The following is a 17,782-nucleotide window of genomic DNA, read 5'->3' on the forward strand; positions in this document are numbered from 1 at the left end:
CCCCTGCGGTCCGCCGTCAAGATGGGATCTGATGTTAGCCCTGATAGTTCGGTGACACCCGGTCGATGGGTGTCCTCGAACACCCTTCGATAGCGACCACACCCTTACGGGTGTGATCCCGCCTAACCCTCCCGGCCTCGCGCCGGGATACATTCCGGTTGATCCTGCCGGAGGCCATTGCTATCGGAGTCCGATTTAGCCATGCTAGTCGCGCGGGTTCAGACCCGCGGCGTATAGCTCAGTAACACGTGGCCAAACTACCCTATGGACAGGGACAACCTCGGGAAACTGAGGCTAATCCCTGATACAGCTCTCATGCTGGAGTGCCGAGAGCTGGAAACGCCCCGGCGCCATAGGATGTGGCTGCGGCCGATTAGGTAGATGGTGGGGTAACGGCCCACCATGCCAATAATCGGTACGGGTTGTGAGAGCAAGAGCCCGGAGACGGTATCTGAGACAAGATACCGGGCCCTACGGGGCGCAGCAGGCGCGAAACCTTTACACTGCACGACAGTGCGATAAGGGGACTCCGAGTGCGAGGGCATATAGTCCTCGCTTTTCTGTACCGTAGGGAGGTACAGGAACAAGTGCTGGGCAAGACCGGTGCCAGCCGCCGCGGTAATACCGGCAGCACGAGTGATGGCCGATATTATTGGGCCTAAAGCGTCCGTAGCCGGCCGTGCAAGTCCGTTGGGAAATCGACGCGCTCAACGCGTCGGCGTCCAGCGGAAACTGTTCGGCTTGGGGCCGGAAGACCTGGGGGGTACGTCCGGGGTAGGAGTGAAATCCTGTAATCCTGGACGGACCACCAATGGCGAAAGCACCTCAGGAGGACGGACCCGACGGTGAGGGACGAAAGCTAGGGTCTCGAACCGGATTAGATACCCGGGTAGTCCTAGCTGTAAACGATGCTCGCTAGGTGTGCCACAGGCTACGAGCCTGTGCTGCGCCCTAGGGAAGCCGAGAAGCGAGCCGCCTGGGAAGTACGTCTGCAAGGATGAAACTTAAAGGAATTGGCGGGGGAGCACCACAACCGGAGGAGCCTGCGGTTTAATTGGACTCAACGCCGGACATCTCACCGGTCCCGACAGTAGTAACGACAGTCAGCTTGACGAGCTTACTCGAGCTACTGAGAGGAGGTGCATGGCCGCCGTCAGCTCGTACCGTGAGGCGTCCTGTTAAGTCAGGCAACGAGCGAGACCCGCACTTCTAGTTGCCAGCAATACCCTCGAGGTAGTTGGGTACACTAGGAGGACTGCCGCTGCTAAAGCGGAGGAAGGAACGGGCAACGGTAGGTCAGTATGCCCCGAATGGACCGGGCAACACGCGGGCTACAATGGCTGCGACAGTGGGATGCCACGCCGAGAGGCGGAGCTAATCTCCAAACGCAGTCGTAGTTCGGATTGCGGGCTGAAACTCGCCCGCATGAAGCTGGATTCGGTAGTAATCGCGTGTCAGAAGCGCGCGGTGAATACGTCCCTGCTCCTTGCACACACCGCCCGTCAAAGCACCCGAGTGGGGTCCGGATGAGGCCAGGATACCCTGGTCGAATCTGGGCTCCGCAAGGGGGCTTAAGTCGTAACAAGGTAGCCGTAGAGGAATCTGTGGCTGGATCACCTCCTACTGATCGGGATCGAGGCTCTGCCTCGACCCACCTACGGTGTTCGAGAACACTCGTCGACCGGGCACCTATGAACTATCAGGGCTAACACCTGCGGATCTGTCGGGCCCATAGCTCAGCGGCAGAGCGCCGCCTTTGCAAGGCGGAGGCCCTGGGTTCAAATCCCAGTGGGTCCATGTCACGTGCCAGCCCCGAACCGTGCCCCTTAAGTGTGGGACGGCGATGGGATATGGTACGAAGACCGGTGCACTATCCCGGGTAAAACCGAGGATAGGAAGGGTCGATTCGCCCACCATCTACCACCTTGGGGGCGAGGATGAAACCGTGTGTACGTGCGATCCAGGCGTCCACTGGACTCGTTCAGTGTAACGAGTCACAACGACGTTGGCTACTATGCCAGCTGGTGGATAGCTCGGCTCGAGAGCTGAAGAAGGACGTGCCAAGCTGCGAAAAGCCTGAGGGAGCCGCACGGAGGCGAAGAACTCAGGATTTCCGAATGAGAATCTCTTCACAATTGCTTCGCGCAATGAGGAACCCCGAGAACTGAAACATCTCAGTATCGGGAGGACAAGAAAACGCAACGTGATGTCGTCAGTAACCGCGAGTGAACGCGATACAGCCCAAACCGAAGGTCTCACGACCAATGTGGTGTTTGGACTGACTCTCATCAGCAGACCATTTCGATGAAGTCCCTTGGAACAGGGCGTGATACAGGGTGACAACCCCGTAATCGAAACCAGTACGCTGTGCGTCAGTTCCGGAGTAGCGGGGGTTGGATATCCCTCGCGAACAACGCAGGCATCGACTGCGAAGGCTAAACACTCCTCGAGACCGATAGTGCACAAGTAGTGTGAACGAACGCTGCAAAGTACCCTCAGAAGGGAGGCGAAATAGAGCTTGAACTCAGTTGGCGATGGAGCGACGGGGCATACAAGGTCCCCTGACGAATGACCGAGACGCGAGTCTCCAGTAAGACTCACGGGAAGCCGATGTTCCGTCGTACGTTTTGAAAAACGAGCCAGGGAGTGTGTCTACATGGCAAGTCTAACCGGAGCATCCGGGGAGGCACAGGGAAACCGACATGGCCGCAGCCTCACGGCGAGGGCCGCCGTCTTCAAGGGCGGGGAGCCACGTGGACACGACCCGAATCCGGACGATCTACGCGTGGACAAGGTGAAGCGTGCCGAAAGGCACGTGGAAGCCTGTTAGAGTTGGTGTCCTACAATACCCTCTCGTGATCTACGTGTAGGGGTGAAAGGCCCATCGAGTCCGGCAACAGCTGGTTCCAACCGAAACATGTCGAAGCATGACCTCCGCCGAGGTAGTTCGTGGGGTAGAGCGACCGATTGGTGTGGCCGCCTCCGAGAGGAGTCGGCACACCTGTCAAACTCCAAACCTACGAACGCCGTTCGACGCGGGGATTCCGGTGTGCGGGGTAAGCCTGTGCACCAGGAGGGGAACAACCCAGAGATAGGTTAAGGTCCCCAAGTGTGGATTAAGTGTAATCCTCTGAAGGTGGTCTCGAGCCCTAGACAGCCGGGAGGTGAGCTTAGAAGCAGCTACCCTCTAAGAAAAGCGTAACAGCTTACCGGCCGAGGTTTGAGGCGCCCAAAATGATCGGGACTCAAATCCACCACCGAGACCTATCCGCACCCGTCAAAAGGTGACCGAGTAGGTTGGCGCTCTATTTGGATGGAAGCGGGGGCGAGAGCTCCTGTGGACCGAATAGTGACGAAAATCCTGGCCATAGTAGCAGCGATAGTCGGGTGAGAACCCCGACGGCCTAATGGATAAGGGTTCCTCAGCACTGCTGATCAGCTGAGGGTTAGCCGGTCCTAAGTCATACCGCAACTCGACTATGACAAAATGGGAAACGGGTTAATATTCCCGTGCCACTATGCAGTGAAAGTCGACGCCCTGGGGTCGATCACGCCGGGTTTTCGCCCGGTCGAACCGTCCAACTCCGTGGAAGCCGTAACGGCAGGAAGCGGACGAACGGCGGGATAGGGAAACGTGATTCAACCTGGGGCCCGTGAAAAGACGAGCATAGTGTCCGTACCGAGAACCGACACAGGTGTCCATGGCGGCGAAAGCCAAGGCCTGTCGGGAGCAACCGACGTTAGGGAATTCGGCAAGTTAGTCCCGTAAGTTCGCGATAAGGGATGCCTGCTCCGGAACGGAGCAGGTCGCAGTGACTCGGATGCTCGGACTGTCTAGTAACAACATAGGTGACCGCAAATCCGCAAGGACTCGTACGGTCACTGAATCCTGCCCAGTGCAGGTATCTGAACACCTCGTACAAGAGGACGAAGGACCTGTCAACGGCGGGGGTAACTATGACCCTCTTAAGGTAGCGTAGTACCTTGCCGCATCAGTAGCGGCTTGCATGAATGGATTAACCAGAGCATCACTGTCCCAACGTTGGGCCCGGTGAACTGTACATTCCAGTGCGGAGTCTGGAGACACCCAGGGGGAAGCGAAGACCCTATGGAGCTTTACTGCAGGCTGTCGCTGAGACGTGGTCGCCGATGTGCAGCATAGGTAGGAGACATTACACAGGTACCCGCGCTAGCGGGCCACCGAGTCATCAGTGAAATACTACCCGTCGGTGACTGCGACTCTCACTCCGGGAGGAGGACACCGGTAGCCGGGCAGTTTGACTGGGGCGGTACGCGCTCGAAAAGATATCGAGCGCGCCCTAAGGCTATCTCAGCCGGGACAGAGACCCGGCGAAGAGTGCAAGAGCAAAAGATAGCTTGACAGTGTTCTTCCCAACGAGGAACGCTGACGCGAAAGCGTGGTCTAGCGAACCAATTAGCCTGCTTGATGCGGGCAATTGATGACAGAAAAGCTACCCTAGGGATAACAGAGTCGTCACTCGCAAGAGCACATATCGACCGAGTGGCTTGCTACCTCGATGTCGGTTCCCTCCATCCTGCCCGTGCAGAAGCGGGCAAGGGTGAGGTTGTTCGCCTATTAAAGGAGGTCGTGAGCTGGGTTTAGACCGTCGTGAGACAGGTCGGCTGCTATCTACTGGGTGTGTCATGGTGTCTGACGGGAACGATCGTATAGTACGAGAGGAACTACGATTGGCCGCCACTGGTGTACCGGTTGTCCGAGAGGGCAGTCGCCGGGTAGCCACGCGGCACGGGGTAAGAGCTGAACGCATCTAAGCTCGAAACCCACCTGGAAAAGAGACACCGCTGAGAGTCCCTGTACAAGACAGGGTCGATAGACTCGGGGTGTACGCACTGAGGTAACGAAGTGTTGAGCCCACGAGAACTAACAACTCGAAGCCACAATCATACGCACTGTGACTCGCTTCACCGACGATTCACTCGTCGCTGAGCGAGTCCAGGCGCACACTGGATCGCACGGACATGCGGTGGGAAGACCACCGAGACTGGTGTATCACGGTTCGATTCCGTGACTCGGCGTTAGGCGGCCATAGCGGCGGGGTTGCCTCCCGTACCCATCCCGAACACGGAAGATAAGCCCGCCAGCGTTCCAGGGAGTACTGGAGTGCGCGAGCCTCTGGGAAAGCTGGTTCGCCGCCACCATTCATACTCATACTTTCATCGAGCCTCGCGGAGAGATATCTCTCCGCGGGGCTCTCTGTATTTCATAAGCTGTAGGTAACTATGCGCCCCCCGAGAGAGCCGTCTGTATGACACACGAGGTCAAACTGAACGAACTGACCGAGTTGCTCGGGCGCGTGTCGTATCCACTCTCGTGTGATTCGATGCGTGCGGAGTTCGACGACGTCACGCTCGTCTACGCCGACGGGTCCGAACAGCTCTCGACCGTCCTCGACCGCATCGAGAGCGACCAGTTCGACTCGGCGGAGGACGCCCAGACGTCAATTCTCAATGTGGTTCCCGTCGAAGGCGTGGGGGAACCGGGGCAGTCCGAAGGAGAGGGTTAGACGAATTCGCTAGCCTTAAGCGACCGACTTCACTACGTCTACTCGCGCCAAGGTGGCAGAGTCCGGCCTAACGCAGCGGCCTGCAGAGCCGCCCATCGCCGGTTCAAATCCGGCCCTTGGCTTTTTGAAACGACGTCGGAAGACGACCGATAGAATCGAGAGTGGTACGACCGGTCTCGGATTCCTCCCGAGCGGACCGATGTGTGGTGTCGTCCGTGGACAGTGAGCGCGTGGGAACCGTCCGGACGCGGGTGGTCGTCCTCCTGGGGTCGAAAAGTAATCATTAAACCGCGCGCCGACCGACCGTCAGAACATGCAACGACGAGCCGCGGCGGCATACTTCGCGTTCTTCCTCGTCGTCAGTGTCGCAGCCTACGCGTACATTGGCGTCGCGGAGAGCCAGCGGCCGGAGGTGGAGCTCGAGGCGAACGGCTTGAGCAACGACAGCACGTTCAGCGTCGACGGAACGACCTACACCGTCTCGAACATCCACATGTCCGGTGGTGGCGGCGGACACGGTGGTGGCGGCGGGTCGATGGTCGCGGACCTCTCGTGGACCAACGAGTCGTGGCAGTACTCCGGGACCTTGGAGAACGGGTCGACGACGTCGATAAACAACCAGACCTGGTTGGTCACGACGGACAACGAGTCCAGCACCGTGACCTACACCGAACAGTTGAACGCGACGCAACTCGCCGCCGAGGACCCGGCGGTGGAGAACTCGCTGGCGACCCAGAACGGGACGCAGTACGTCGTCTACAAGGAGAACGGGACGCTCCGCCCGGTCAGTGAGTGGCTCCCGGAACCGGAGACCCGGACCTACCAGCAGTCCGAGACGATTCCCTACCAGAGCGACAGTGGCGTCCAGCAGACGACGGTGTCGCAAGTGACCGGGAGCAGTGCGACCGTCACGTGGATCGCTCCACGTGAACGGACTGTCGAGCTCACCGAAGGTGGGAACCTCACGCTGCAGGGGCAACAGTACTTCGCCCACTTCCCGGACCACAGTACGGTGCAAGTCGTCAGCGTCGACCAGTACGCCACCTATCAGGAGCAACTCGATAGGCAGGATTACTTCCACGAACGCGAGAACGGGCTCTGGGGCGTCTCTATCCTCTCCGGTATCGCCGCCGTCCTCATGCTGGGGATGGCGTACCTCCCGACTCGCGGCTGACTGGAACGAGCCGTCTTTTCGTCGATCAGTCGCCGTCCGACAGTCCGAGGTAGGCGAGTCCGGCCCCGACGATGGCCATCAGGACGGCGCCGACGACCTGCACCACGGCACTCGCTATCGTCGCGTGGGTCGTCCACGGTGCGCCGGCGATCGTCCCCAGAGCGGCGAGGACGAGGAACGTACCGGCAGCGACGCCGAAGGGTTTGAGTGGGCCGCCGAAGCGCTCGGTGAGTGTGTCCATGTGCGACCGCTCGCCGGTGAGCGTGGTAAATCAATCGGTCTCTGAACGGACAGACAGCGCGTCCCGCGTGTCCGCACACGCGCCGCATCGGGGGCCACGCTCGCTCGCAGAGAGACGGACCGGGAGTTAACCACTGTTCCTCGCTCACGACGTTCGCGCGGACCGTAGAACGCCCTTGCTCGGTTCGGTCACGAGCCGCGACGCTCGTCAGTTCGTTGCACGGGCCGGGAGGGAGTTGAACCGGAGGAAGACATGCTCGCTCCGCTGTACGTGCCTTCCAGGGTTCAAATCCTTCCTGCCGGTTCATTCACTGACTCGCTGCGCTCCTCAGTTCGTTGCACGGGCCGGGAGGGAGTTGAACCCCCGACCATCTGGTTAAAAGCCAGACGCTCTGCCTGACTGAGCTACCGGCCCTCGGTAGTCGGTGGGGGAAGTGACGGTTAAGACCTTACGGTCCGTTGTCGAGCGTCGTCTCCAACGCGTCGGTGACGACGGTACTCGGGTCGGTAGCGTCGAGGGCCGCCCGCCGTCGGAGTTCGCAGTAGGCGTCGACGTCGACGTCGACAGTGAGGCGCCCCAGCTGGTACCCCTCCGTGGCGAGTGCGTCTTCGATACTCGCGCCGTCGTTGACGCTGCTCGCGACCGACCGGATCTGCCGGACCGTCAGGTCGTGGTCGAGTGCGGCCCACGCAAGCAGCAGGCGGGCCTCGCCGGCGACCCGGGCGATATGTTTGGCCGCGGTCGGGGCGATTTCGCCCTTCGCGACGTGGATACGGATCGAACGCGGGAGGTCGTGGACACGCGACCACTTCCGGATGAACGAGACGGTGGCCTCGCCGCCGGCCCGTTCGGCGGCGGCCTTGTACGACCCCTCTCCGCGGACCAGCGCCGCACACGCCGCCGCGCCGCGGAGCATGTAGACGTTGTCGTCGGCGCCAGCGGTGTTCTGGGAGAAGCGGCGAACCGTCTGTGCGGCGAGCTCGAGGCTCTCCGGGTCGTCGGGGTCGAACTCGACGGCCTCGTCGGCGTGCTGGCCGGTGAAGTTCGGGTCGCCACGGATGACCGGTTTCCCGACCGGTGATTCGCGGTCGGTCGACGGGGCGTCCTCTGGCATCGTCACGTGGTTGGCGGCCAGCGCACAAAAGTATCCCGTCCGGCGGGGGTCAGTCGTCCGAAGCGCTCTCGCGCTCCTCGCTCATGTGTTCCCAGATTTCGGTGCAGCCACACCCGTCCTCGACGTTGTCGAGGTGGTCGGTGGACGGTTCGTCGATTTCGGCGTCGGTTTCGTCGTGCGTCTGTTGTGCGTTCGTCATCGTTTCTGTTGGCACGGCGACGTGAGCCGCCGCGTGTCGGTATCCCTTCGTAACAGACCCACCATCATAAGGGCGCACTCTCCTGTAATTGTGACCCGCACTGCGGCTTACCGGCAACGCGTGCAGCTACCTTGTACGCGACCTGACAGAACACGAATCGTGGTAACTCGAATCACGGGGCGCACGACGGGAGTCGGATGCAGCCGACCCCGGCGAATCTTGCGAGCGCCGACGCGCTCAGGTAGTCGGGGAACCTAATGAGATGTAATGACGACCGACGTTCACCAGCTCGACGACGGGGCGTGGATATCCGTCAACGACTCCAGGGAGGTGAACGTCTCGGACCTGTGGCTTCTGGCGCGCAGTGACTTCTGTGACTGTGAGACGACCGATTTCCTCGCCGAGGGGTTCGTCAAGGTCGGCGTCGACCACCCGAACATCGAGGCTCGCATCGCGGGGCAGTGTATCGCGTGTGGCGAGAGCGGCGTCACGGACTGGCTGATCGTCGGGCGCGTCGTAGACCCGGACGTGGGTGATTTCTACGGTGTCGTCCACGAGAGCGTGCATTTCCCGGAGAAGCGCACCCGTCTCGCCCGTCCGCCGGAATAGGCAACATCATCCTGTTTCGGGGAGTGGGGGAGACGGTTGACGGCAAAGCGTGTCGTATAAGGCTGGGTCTCTAGTGACTGTACACGATCAGCCATGCCGAGCAAAGTAGAGAAATGGAAAGACGAAGTCTACGGTAACGAGATTCGGGAGCATCTTCTGGAGTTCGCGGAGCAGGGTTGGGAGTCTATCCCCGAGGACGAACACGACGCGTGGTTCGAGCGCTTCAAGTGGTGGGGCCTGTACCACCAGCGCTCCGGGCAGGAGTCGTACTTCATGATGCGTATCGGGACGCCGAACGGCGTCATCAAGCCGGGCCAGCTGGAGGTCATCGGCGAGGTCGCGAAGGAGTACGCCACCGGCCCCGCCGACAACCCCGAGTTCGGCGACGCCTACTGCGACTGGACGACCCGCCAGTCCATCCAGCTCCACTGGATAAAGCTGGAGGACATCCCGGAGATATTCGAGAAGCTCGAGTCCGTCGGGCTCTCGACCCAGCAGGCCTGCGGTGACTCCTGGCGGAATATCGTCGGCTGTCCGGTCGCCGGCAAGGACAAGCACGAGCACATCGACGCGTGGCCCGTCGCCGAGGAGCTCCACGAGACGTTCAAGGGCAACGACGACTACGCGAACCTCCCCCGGAAGTGGAAGGTCGCCGTCACCGGCTGTGACGAGGGCTGTGGCCAGGGCGACATCAACGACCTCGCCTTCGAACCGGCCGAGAAGGACGGCGAACTCGGCTTCAACGTCCGCGTCGGCGGCGGGCTCTCCCGGAAGGAGGCCCGCCTCGCCCGTGACATCGACGTCTGGGTGCCCCCGGAACAGGCGGCCGACGTCGCCGCCGGCATGTCCGCGCTGTTCAACGAGTACGGCGACCGCGAGGACCGCTTCAACGCCCGCATCAAGTTCCTCATGGACGAGTGGGGGCCCGAGAAGATGCGCCAGGTCCTGCAGGACGAGTTCGTCGACTTCGAACTGGAGACGGCGGGCGAGGACATGCGCGACCAGTACACCTACAACTCCGGCGGCAACGAGGGCCACGACGACCACGTCGGCATCCACGAACAGGACGACGGCAACTACTACGTCGGCCTGAACGTCCTCGTCGGCCGGATGGGCGCCGACGACACGCTGGAACTCGCCGACCTCGCCGAGGAGTACGGCTCCGGCGAGGTCCGTCTGACCCAGCGCCAGAACGTCATCATCATGGACGTGCCCGAGGAGAACCTCGAGGACCTCACGAGCGAGCCCCTGCTGGAGGACTACTCGCCCGAGCCCTCGCCGTTCATGCGTGGCTCCATCGCCTGTACCGGCACGGAGTACTGCTCGCTGTCCATCGTCGAGACGAAGAACCGGCAGGTCCGCTACGCCCGCTGGCTCAAGGACAACGTCGAACTCCCCGCCGACCACGAGGACTTCCACATCCACCTCTCGGGCTGTACGGCCTCCTGTGCCCAGCCCCAGATCGCCGACGTCTCCCTGCGCGGCATGAAGACGCGCAAGGACGGCGAACCGGTCGAGGCCCTGGACATCGGGCTGGGCGGCGGCCTCGGCGAGGACCCGCGCTTCGCCGACTGGGTGGAGATGCGCGTCCCCGCCGACGAGGTGCCCGGCGCGATTCGGAACCTCGTGGAGAACTTCAAGGACCTGCGCGAGGACGGCGAGACGTTCCGCGATTTCGTCGAGGCGCGCGACGAGGACACCCTCGCCGACCTCGTCGAGCCCGAGGAGACTGACTACCACGACCCGTACATGCACAACACGAAGATGACGTGGTACCCCTACGCCGAGGACGACGACATGCAGTCCTCGCCCGCCCCGACGAACGGGGAGGGCGAACCGCTGCCCTCGGACGACTGAGCGCTCTCCTGCTCGGCAGGCCCCTCTTCTACTCCGCTCGCTGGCCGACCGGCACACCGCTCGTAACCGTCGGTACGTATAAGCGAGTCCGTTCGCCCAACAGTGTATGGACGCGGCTGGGACGCAGACACAGGCGGAGTCGTTGGTCGACGCGGTGTCGGCTGTCGTCCCCGGCGACAACGCCACGCTCGACACGTTGCTGACCGCTCTCGTCGCCGACGCCCACGTTCTGGTGGCCGCGGGCTCTCCCGACGGCCTCGCGCGCACGGCACGAGAGGTCGCCGCGGCGCTGGACCTCGAGTGCTCGCGGCTGCAGTTCCCCACCGACCTCGAACCGGCGGCCATCGCCGGCGGGCAGGTGTCGGAGGGGAGCGACGGCGTCACCGGTTTCGTCCCCGGCCCGGTGTTCGCCAACGTGGTCGTCGTCGAGGGGTACGGTCGGGCCTCGCCCGCCGCCCGGTCGGTCCTGCAGGACGCGGTCGCGACGGGGACCGTCACCGTCGACGGCGAGCGCCACGACCTGCCGGACCCGTTCTGCGTCGTCGCTACGCCGGGGCGCTCCGAGAGCGCCCGCGCCACCGACGCGTGCTCCGACGGGTTCGGCCTGTCGGGGTTGATAGCCCACCCGGACCGGGCGGACGACCGCTCCCGTCGAGACGCCCGCCCGGTCCGTTCGCCGTTCCAGCAGGTGTCGACGGCGGCGGCGATACGGCGACGGCGGGCCCGCGCCGACGCGGTGACCGTCGCGGACGACCACCACCGCTTCGTCACCGACCTCGGCCGTGCGACCCACCGACACCCGGCGGTCGAACGCGGTGTCACGCCCGCCGGGATACGGCGACTGGTCGCCCTCCTCCGTGCGCGGGCGAGCGCCCACGGTCGGTCCGTGGTCACCACCGCGGACGTGCGGCGGGTCGCTCCGGCCGCGCTGGCACACCACCTCACGCTGTCGCGAGCGCGCGCGGACCGGCGGCGCGCACGCGCGGTGGTCGAGAGCGTACTCGACGGACTGGACGCGCCGGCCGAGACCCGACTGACGGCCTGACGCCGGGTGGTAAGTCTTATCGGCGGCAGTATCCTACGCTCACCCGGCAGCGGGAGGCCGGCTCCCGTGCCGAGAGGCATGAGGAAAGTCCCCCCACCCGCCGGACAGGTGACCGGGCGCAAGCCCGGGGCGGGAGACCGTCGGCTATGGAACAGCAACGACACGTCGTCGTGGGACCGATGAGGTGCGCGAATCCCGAGCGACGGGGCGTGTGCGGCACGCCGTACCGCGTCCCGGAAGCGAGGGAGAGCTAACCCACCGAGGGCTATCGAGGGCCACCGTCCGGTGCCCCTCGCCTACGACGGACCGATGGAACGGCGAATCCTCACCGGTGCAAGGCCGCGTCGACAGGTAGTCCGGTACCGCGCGCGAGCGCTGGACGCGGCCGCTGAGCCGAATGCCGGCCCGAACAGAAGGGGGCTTACTCCCCGCAGCCGTCTTGCGGCCACAACCGTCTAGTAGCGACGCCTCGATGGGTAGACGATGGACCGACGACTGGCCGCGCTGGTGCTGTGTCTCCTGCTCGGCGGCCTCGCCGGGTGTAGCGTCGCCTCAGAGTCGCTCGACTCGGCGTCCCGACTCGTCGACCAGCGACATCCGTTCGCCAACGAGACGGTGACCGTCGCCGTCGACGGGACGGCCCGCGAGCGAGCGCTCGCCGCGGACGGACTGGCCTACTGGGAGGCCCATGCGCCCGAATACGCCGGGTTCGCCGTCGACTTCCGCCTCCTCGAACCGGGCGAGACGCCCCCTGACGGGCCGCCGGACGTCGCGGTGACCTTCACCGAGACAGTCACCGACTGCGGCGGGTCCGACTACTCCGCCGGATGTGCGCCGCGCCTCAACGCCTCCACGCGGGTCGACCGGCCGGTCGAGGTGTCGATAAAACGCGGCTTCGCCAACGAGTCGACCCGGCGGGTCGTCGAACACGAGGTCGGCCACGTGCTGGGCCTGCGCCACGGCGACCCGCCCCGGGGGGTGATGCGCCACCGGAGCACGCTGGCGACGCTCCCGCGGCCGAACGCCAGCGAGCGTCCGGTCCCCTGGAACGACACGACGCTGACCGTGGCGGTCCGGACCGAGGGTCTCTCGGCCGCGGAACGGACGGCCTACCGCGAGGAGGTGGCCTACGCGCTGGCGTACCTGACCGAGGGTGCCGACGGCACCGTCCCGTCGAACGTCTCCGCGACCCTGGTCGACGACCCCGACAGGGCCGACGTCGTCGTGACCCCCGCCGCCTCGAGCGACTGCCGGAGCGACGCCGGCTCCTGCCTGCTCGTGGAGGGGACGGACCCGGACCGCGACGGCGCCATCGAGACGTACACGCGAGCGGAGGTCCTGCTCGTCGACCTCGACAGGGAGGCCGCCAGCTGGCACGTCGCCCGGCAACTGCTCGGCGTCCTCGGCGACGACCGCCTGCCCGACCGTCTCACCGACGCCAGCTACGAGACGCGCCGGGGTGCGTGGCACGGGTAGGTCCGACGGTTTCAAGCCCGCGCCGGGCGGAGTCGCCCCTATGACCGCCGACGACCTCATCGAAGCCGTCCGTGACGACCAGCAGACAGAACTCTCCCGACTCGGTTCCTCGAAGACGCTGTACGCCGACACCCGCGGCGAGATGGATCCGGACACCGTGCGCGCGGCCGCCGCCGCCCGGGAGCAGGCCGCCCACGACACGTTCTCGGCGTGGGCCGACGACGCCGACGACGCGGCCGGTGACCTGTTCGCCGACGCCGCCGCCGACGCCGCCGACCGACTGGACGACGTGGGCGCCGACCCGGCCGACCGCGAGTTCGCGATGCACGACGTACTCGACGACCTGACCGGCACCGTCGAGCGACTGGGCGGCCTCGTCGGGTGGGCGCTGGTCGACGAGAAGACGAAGGGGCAGCTCACCGGCTTCTTCACCGGGCAGGCCGACCCCCAGACCGCGAGCACGTTCCGGAGCGCCCGCAACGACGTCGAGGCCCTGCGCGAGGACGCGGCCGACCTGCTGGCGGAGACGTGTGCGGACGAGGACGACTGGGAGGCCGCCGAGGGCGCCGCCGTCGACGTGGTCGCGGCGGCCTACGACGACTACTTCGAGACGCTCGAGGACCTCGGCGTCAACCCGAAGCCGGTCTGCTGAGACGGTCTGCGGGTCCCTCGTCGTCTCCGGCTTCCCGAATCGCTGTACCGGTGACTCGCTCCTGCTCGCGGGTCGCTTCGCTCCCCACTGCGCGTTTTCGAGGAACCTCGTTTCACTCGGTTCCTCGCTAGCCTCAAGTCGCTCCAACCCTACCCCCACACAATGAGCGATGCCGGAGGCCCCCTCTCGATAGACCGCCCCGACGCCGACAGCGAGTTCCGCGTCGACGCGCCGTTCGACCCCGCCGGCGACCAACCCGAGGCCATCGAACAGCTGGCCGCGGGGTTCCGGCAGGGGATGGACAAGCAGACGCTGCTCGGCGTGACCGGGTCGGGCAAGACCAACACCGTCTCGTGGGTCGTCGAGGAGATCCAACAGCCGACGCTCGTCATCGCCCACAACAAGACCCTCGCCGCCCAGCTGTACGAGGAGTTCCGGAACCTGTTCCCGGACAACGCCGTCGAGTACTTCGTCAGCTACTACGACTACTACCAGCCCGAGGCCTACGTCGAGCAGACGGACACGTTCATCGACAAGGACGCCTCCATCAACGACGAGATAGACCGCCTGCGACACTCAGCGACCCGCTCCTTGTTGACCCGGGACGACGTCATCGTCGTCGCCTCCGTGTCGGCCATCTACGGCCTCGGTGACCCGCGCAACTACATCGACATGTCCCTCTCGCTGGAGGTCGGGCAGGAGATAGAGCGCGACGAACTGCTCTCTCGGTTGGTCGACCTGAACTACGAGCGCAACGACGTCGACTTCACGCAGGGCACCTTCCGCGTGCGCGGGGACACGCTGGAAATCTACCCGATGTACGGCCGCTACGCCATCCGCGTGGAGTTCTGGGGCGACGAGATAGACCGGATGCTGAAGGTCGACCCGCTGGAGGGGAAAGTGGTCCGCGAGGAACCCGCCGCGCTCATCCACCCGGCGGAACACTACTCCATCCCCGAGCAACGCCTCGAACGCGCCATCGAGGAGATCGAGGACCTGCTCGAACAGCGCATCCGCTACTTCGAACGGAAGGGCGACGCCGTCGCGGCCCAGCGGATCGAGGAGCGGACCACCTTCGACCTGGAGATGATGCAGGAGACGGGCTACTGTTCGGGCATCGAGAACTACTCGGTCCACCTCTCGGACCGCGAGAGCGGCGAGGCGCCCTACACCCTGCTGGACTACTTCCCCGAGGACTTCCTCACGGTCATCGACGAGTCCCACCAGACCATCCCGCAGATTCGCGGCCAGTTCGCCGGCGACAAATCGCGCAAGGAGAGCCTGGTCGAGAACGGGTTCCGCCTGCCCACCGCGTTCGACAACCGGCCGCTCACCTTCGAGGAGTTCGAAGAGAAGACCGACCAGACGCTGTACGTGAGCGCCACGCCCGGCGACTACGAACGCGAGGAGAGCGCGCAGGTGGTCGAGCAGATCGTCCGCCCCACCCACCTCGTGGACCCGGCCGTCGAGGTGGCCGACGCCACCGGACAGGTCGACGACCTCATGGACCGCATCGACGACCGCATCGACCGGGACGAGCGCGTCCTCGTCACCACCCTCACCAAGCGCATGGCCGAGGACCTCACGGAGTATCTGGAGGAGGCCGGCGTCGACGTGGCGTACATGCACGACGAGACGGACACGCTGGAGCGCCACGAACTCATCCGCTCGCTCCGACTGGGCGAGATAGACGTGCTGGTCGGCATCAACCTCCTGCGTGAGGGACTGGACATCCCCGAGGTGTCGCTCGTCGCCATCCTCGACGCCGACCAGGAGGGGTTCCTCCGCTCGGAGACGACGCTGGTCCAGACGATGGGACGGGCCGCCCGCAACGTCAACGGCGAGGTCGTCCTCTACGCCGACGAGCGCAGCGACGCCATGCAGTCGGCCATCGAGGAGACCCAGCGTCGCCGGCGCATCCAGCAACAGTACAACGAGGAGCACGGCTACGAACCGACGACCATCGAGAAGGACGTCGGCGAGACGAACCTCCCGGGGAGCAAGACCGACACCGGCGACGTGGCCGGCGACGGCCCCGCCGACGAGGACGAGGCCGCGCGCCGTATCGACCAGCTCGAAGAGCGCATGCAGGAGGCCGCGAACAACCTGGAGTTCGAACTCGCCGCGGACATCCGCGACCGCATCCGCGACCTGCGCGAGGAGTTCGACCTCGACGCCCCGGAGAGCGACGACGGCGGCGTCCCCGCGCCCGGCGCCGACGAGTTCTGACCGCCGACGCACAGTCCGGGGGAACACTTATCAATATCTATACAGCTATCTACGTGTAACCGAGCCGGTCAGTGACCGGCCGTCGACGCCCACTATGGATGTCTCCTCGCTCTCCCGGCGGTTCGCCCCGAGCGGACTGGTCGTCGCCGGCCTCGGCTTCTTCCTGACGCGCTTCACCGTGACGCTCGTGGCCTACGACGGCCCGCTGCGGTTCCTCGTCGGCGGGCTCGTGCCCCTGGCGCTGGGGCTCGGGCTCTCGGTGTTCGGCGTCTCGCTGGTGGTCGGGGACTTCGAGCGACCGTTCGTCCGCACGGTCACGGCGTGGTGTGTCGCCGGCACCGGTGCGATGTTCGTCCTCGTGGTGCTGACGCTCGTCGCCAACGACACGAACCTCGCGATGGAGCCGGTCCGCTCACAGACCTATCTCGCGAACTTCCTCATCGGCGGCAGCGCCGGCGGGGCACTCACGGGCGTCTACGCCGGCCACACGGCCCGGCAGCGCCGCCAACTCGAACGCCAGACCGGGCGGCTGGAGATGGTGACGCGGCTCCTCCGCGACGAGGTGCTCAACGCCGTCACCGTCATCCGCGGCCGCGCCGAGGTGTTACAGCGGACCCACGACGCCGACTCCGCGGCCGTCATCGAGCGGCGGACCGACGACGTGGCGACCACCGTCGAGAACGTGAAACACATCACCCGCGACGGCGACGCGCTCGGCGCGCTCGACACGATTCCCGTGACCGACTGCGTGCGGAGCGCCGTCGAGACGGTCCGGGACCGCTACCCCGCGGCGGACATCACCGTCGAGGCGTCGGCGGCCGACGGCGTCACCGTCTGGGCGAACCCGCTGCTGGAGGACGCCGTCGCCCACCTCGTCGAGAACGCCGTGGTCTACGACGACGCCGAGACGCCGGCCGTGGCGGTCCGGGTGACGGTCGAGGAGGCCAGCGTCGCCATCGCCGTCGCCGACGAGGGGCCGGGACTGCCCGCCGACCAGCAGGCGCTCGTCCAGAGCGGCGAGGTCGCGGTGTACACGGAGCGCTCGACGGGGTTCGGACTGAACCTCGTGCGCCTGCTCGCGGGCAGTTACGGCGGGCGCGTGGACGCGGCCGTCGACGAGACGGGGACGACCGTCACGCTGGCGCTGCGCCGGGCCGACACGGACGCCGGGCCCGGGGCCGACGCGCGGACGTCGTACGGACTCTCGCGGCGGGAGCTCGGACTCGTCGCCGGCGCGTCGCTCCTGGCGGGGGCGGTCATGGGTCTGTTGATGCAGTTCCTCGGCGGCGCCATCCCCATCATCGGGGCGCTGTACGGGGCGGCGGACCCCACGGTCGGCTGGATAACCCACGAGTTCCACAGCGTCGTCTTCGGGCTGACGTACGCGGGACTCGTCCGACTCGTCCCGTCGTCGGTCGACGACCGTATCCGGTACTACGGGACGGCGTTCGGGTGGGCGGTGGCCCTGTGGCTGGTCGCGGCGGGGCTGCTCATGCCCCTGTGGCTCCGACTCGTCGGCGTCCCCGCGCCGCTGCCGAACGTCGCCGCCACGACGCTCGCCAGCCACCTGCTGTGGGGAGGCACCCTCGCGGCCCTGTACCGTCACGGTCGACGGTACCTGCACGCGTAATCAACCTCGG

General features: G+C 65.1%; 12 protein-coding genes, 3 tRNA genes, 3 rRNA genes and 1 other RNA gene. 15 read left to right on the forward strand and 4 right to left on the reverse strand.

Going from position 1 to position 17,782, the window contains the following annotated elements; translation table 11 throughout:
* Window positions 1-151: 151 nt before the first annotated feature.
* The 7 genes from ACV7GQ_RS00005 (at window position 152) to ACV7GQ_RS00035 (ending at window position 6,720) form a co-directional block, all read left to right on the forward strand.
* Window positions 152-1,622, forward strand: a 16S ribosomal RNA gene (locus ACV7GQ_RS00005).
* A 103-nt stretch (window positions 1,623-1,725) separates the two neighbouring features.
* A tRNA-Ala gene (locus ACV7GQ_RS00010) sits at window positions 1,726-1,797 on the forward strand.
* 203 nt (window positions 1,798-2,000) lie between these two features.
* Window positions 2,001-4,926 (forward strand): 23S ribosomal RNA (locus ACV7GQ_RS00015).
* Between the two features lie 132 nt (window positions 4,927-5,058).
* Window positions 5,059-5,181: ribosomal RNA gene (gene rrf, locus ACV7GQ_RS00020) — 5S ribosomal RNA — on the forward strand.
* The 16S, 23S and 5S rRNA genes sit together here with 1 tRNA gene alongside, the layout of an rRNA operon.
* A 107-nt stretch (window positions 5,182-5,288) precedes the next feature.
* On the forward strand, window positions 5,289-5,546 hold the full coding sequence (locus ACV7GQ_RS00025; RefSeq protein ID WP_470311519.1) for a DUF5789 family protein: 258 nt from the start codon (window positions 5,289-5,291) through the stop codon (window positions 5,544-5,546).
* 46 nt (window positions 5,547-5,592) lie between these two features.
* Window positions 5,593-5,668: transfer RNA gene (locus tag ACV7GQ_RS00030), tRNA-Cys, on the forward strand.
* Window positions 5,669-5,859: 191 nt separating this feature from the next.
* Window positions 5,860-6,720, forward strand: coding sequence for a hypothetical protein (locus ACV7GQ_RS00035; protein WP_470311520.1), 861 nt, complete (start codon window positions 5,860-5,862; stop codon window positions 6,718-6,720).
* Between the two features lie 25 nt (window positions 6,721-6,745).
* Here ACV7GQ_RS00035 and ACV7GQ_RS00040 read toward each other — a convergent pair whose 3' ends face one another.
* The 4 genes from ACV7GQ_RS00040 to ACV7GQ_RS00055 form a co-directional block, all read right to left on the reverse strand.
* A complete protein-coding gene (locus tag ACV7GQ_RS00040) occupies window positions 6,746-6,961 on the reverse strand; it encodes a DUF8123 family protein (RefSeq protein WP_470311521.1) in 216 nt (71 codons plus the stop codon).
* A gap of 340 nt (window positions 6,962-7,301) precedes the next feature.
* Window positions 7,302-7,375: transfer RNA gene (locus ACV7GQ_RS00045), tRNA-Lys, on the reverse strand.
* A gap of 34 nt (window positions 7,376-7,409) precedes the next feature.
* Window positions 7,410-8,075 carry a DUF7119 family protein gene (locus tag ACV7GQ_RS00050; RefSeq protein ID WP_470311522.1) on the reverse strand — a complete coding sequence of 222 codons (666 nt, stop codon included), beginning with the start codon at window positions 8,073-8,075 and terminating at the stop codon, window positions 7,410-7,412.
* A gap of 49 nt (window positions 8,076-8,124) precedes the next feature.
* The gene (locus tag ACV7GQ_RS00055) at window positions 8,125-8,274 is read right to left on the reverse strand and encodes a hypothetical protein (protein WP_166966917.1); all 150 of its coding nucleotides are present in this window, start codon (window positions 8,272-8,274) and stop codon (window positions 8,125-8,127) included.
* 267 nt (window positions 8,275-8,541) lie between these two features.
* Here ACV7GQ_RS00055 and ACV7GQ_RS00060 point away from each other — a divergent pair, with 267 nt between their 5' ends.
* The 8 genes from ACV7GQ_RS00060 (at window position 8,542) to ACV7GQ_RS00095 (ending at window position 17,772) form a co-directional block, all read left to right on the forward strand.
* The gene (locus ACV7GQ_RS00060; protein WP_470311523.1) at window positions 8,542-8,883 is read left to right on the forward strand and encodes a DUF8134 family protein; all 342 of its coding nucleotides are present in this window, start codon (window positions 8,542-8,544) and stop codon (window positions 8,881-8,883) included.
* A 93-nt stretch (window positions 8,884-8,976) separates the two neighbouring features.
* Entirely contained in the window at window positions 8,977-10,740 is a 1,764-nt protein-coding gene (locus tag ACV7GQ_RS00065) for a nitrite/sulfite reductase (RefSeq protein ID WP_470311524.1), read from the forward strand.
* 106 nt (window positions 10,741-10,846) lie between these two features.
* Window positions 10,847-11,785 carry an AAA family ATPase gene (locus ACV7GQ_RS00070; RefSeq protein WP_470311525.1) on the forward strand — a complete coding sequence of 313 codons (939 nt, stop codon included), beginning with the start codon at window positions 10,847-10,849 and terminating at the stop codon, window positions 11,783-11,785.
* Window positions 11,786-11,830: 45 nt separating this feature from the next.
* Window positions 11,831-12,221, forward strand: an RNA gene (gene rnpB, locus ACV7GQ_RS00075) — RNase P RNA component.
* Window positions 12,222-12,268: 47 nt separating this feature from the next.
* Window positions 12,269-13,261: a matrixin gene (locus ACV7GQ_RS00080; RefSeq protein WP_470311526.1), complete on the forward strand. Its 993-nt coding sequence runs from the start codon at window positions 12,269-12,271 to the stop codon at window positions 13,259-13,261.
* A 40-nt stretch (window positions 13,262-13,301) separates the two neighbouring features.
* Window positions 13,302-13,913, forward strand: coding sequence for a rubrerythrin family protein (locus tag ACV7GQ_RS00085; RefSeq protein WP_470311527.1), 612 nt, complete (start codon window positions 13,302-13,304; stop codon window positions 13,911-13,913).
* 162 nt (window positions 13,914-14,075) lie between these two features.
* Window positions 14,076-16,142 carry an excinuclease ABC subunit UvrB gene (gene uvrB, locus ACV7GQ_RS00090; protein ID WP_470311528.1) on the forward strand — a complete coding sequence of 689 codons (2,067 nt, stop codon included), beginning with the start codon at window positions 14,076-14,078 and terminating at the stop codon, window positions 16,140-16,142.
* A 94-nt stretch (window positions 16,143-16,236) separates the two neighbouring features.
* A complete protein-coding gene (locus ACV7GQ_RS00095) occupies window positions 16,237-17,772 on the forward strand; it encodes an ATP-binding protein (protein ID WP_470311529.1) in 1,536 nt (511 codons plus the stop codon).
* The last annotated feature ends 10 nt before the right edge of the window (window positions 17,773-17,782 follow it).

The sequence above is a fragment of the Haloarcula sp. MBLA0163 genome, from assembly GCF_055632435.1.